General features: G+C 51.5%; 2 protein-coding genes and 2 pseudogenes. All 4 read left to right on the top strand.

Annotation, left to right across the window (positions count from 1 at the left end; translation table 11 throughout):
* Positions 1-95: pseudogene (locus BLR77_RS25555) on the top strand (ShlB/FhaC/HecB family hemolysin secretion/activation protein); the annotation flags it as partial.
* 40 nt (positions 96-135) lie between these two features.
* Entirely contained in the window at positions 136-894 is a 759-nt protein-coding gene (locus BLR77_RS24910; RefSeq protein WP_083366126.1) for a hypothetical protein, read from the top strand.
* Between the two features lie 6 nt (positions 895-900).
* Positions 901-1,152, top strand: a complete 252-nt coding sequence (locus BLR77_RS24840) for a DUF7660 family protein (protein ID WP_074682790.1) — start codon at positions 901-903, stop codon at positions 1,150-1,152.
* A gap of 143 nt (positions 1,153-1,295) precedes the next feature.
* Positions 1,296-1,384 (top strand): annotated as a pseudogene (locus tag BLR77_RS24835) (transposase); the annotation flags it as partial.

The following is a 1,384-nucleotide window of genomic DNA, read 5'->3' as shown; positions in this document are numbered from 1 at the left end:
ACGTGTTGTTCAGCCCGCAGCGCATCAGCATCGGTGGCCTCAGCTCGGTGCGTGGCTTCAAGGACCAGTCGCTGTCCGGCGACACCGGTGGTTACCCAGAATACGGAAAAAGCACTCCGGGATGAGCTGGCACGGTTGGAAAGCAAGTTGTCGACGGATGCTCAGCTCGATGCTGAGCTTAAGCAGCTGCTGAATGACCGTGAACAGTTTGCGTCGTCTTTTGCGAAGGTTGGCGAAGGCGCTGCCATGGTGGGTTCGCTGATCGAACCGGATGTGTGGGACTTGATGTCTCCTGCTGCAAGGCTCGCCAAACTGGCGGACTTGCTGAAGTTTGCGGATAAGGCTTCTGGAGCGGGAAAGCTTGCAGATGAATTTGCTGATATCAAGGTGCTCACCCAGAAGCTAGCAGATCTTGAAAATGGTAGATTGCCCAGCCAGACTGAGTTAGCCAAGTACCACGATCAGACAGCGCTCGCTAAAGCGATTCAGGATGCGAACAAGAGGGGGCTTGGTGGTCCAAAAGCAACTGGGACTGCTGGCAGTAAGCTCCCATCTTCGTTGCCTGATAACTTAACTGGGTATGCAAACCCGAAAGACATTCGTTTTACGCAGGATAGTGTTTCAAACACATTCAAGGATGGTAAAACGCTCCAAGCCACAATCGATGGCCTAAAGACTGGGAAAATATCTCCAGACGACTTGCCGCCTATTCGGGTGTTTGAGAAGGATGGGGTGATTTACAGCTTGGACAATCGCCGTTTGCTTGCCGCTTCACAAGCCGGTGTCCCAATCAAGATTGTGCCAGCTACGCCAGCAGAAGTTGCCAAAGAAGGTTGGAAAATGACTACGCCGAATAATGGATCAATTATTTGCGTTCGTGGCGTCTGTAAGTGAGGGCTTATGAATCTTGATCGAGTGGTTGCGATACAAACAAAAGATGAGCTGGCAAGTTTTATCGAAGAGCTGGGTGAGGAACTGACCACTGCTCCTGATGAATGGGAAAACGCTGATTTGGAGCGCTTTCTGTTTGCAATGGCGGCTTGGATTAGATCAATGGATATGTATGCAAAGAACACTGGGGATAGTGATGTAGTCCATCCAAGCTGGAGCACCTTTGCAAAAATACTGTGCGCTGCGAAGGTCTACGAGTGATCGGAGCGCCGGCTGTTTAATGATGCCACGTTGAAGACACCGGCCCCGCGCCGGTGTTGTTTTATTCGCAGTCAACGAAAAGGGGACAGATTTATTTTCCACCTGATCGGCTAAGCTGAAGGTCTCAATGGATGGAGGTCGTTATGCCAAGGATGGGGCGCATTGTGTTGCCGAACTACCCACATCATGTGGTGCAGCGAGGGCATAACCGGCAGGTGGTGTTTGCCGCTGA

Source organism: Ectopseudomonas alcaliphila (assembly GCF_900101755.1).
GTDB classification, from domain to species: Bacteria; Pseudomonadota; Gammaproteobacteria; order Pseudomonadales; family Pseudomonadaceae; genus Aquipseudomonas; species Aquipseudomonas alcaliphila.
Note: the sequence above shows the minus strand (reverse complement) of the source record. Positions and strands in the feature narration are given on the sequence as shown.

Coding starts and splice junctions, on each gene's coding strand:
- BLR77_RS24840 (WP_074682790.1), top strand. CDS start 901: ATGAATCTTGATCGAGTGGTTGCGATACAAACAAAAGATGAGCTGGCA.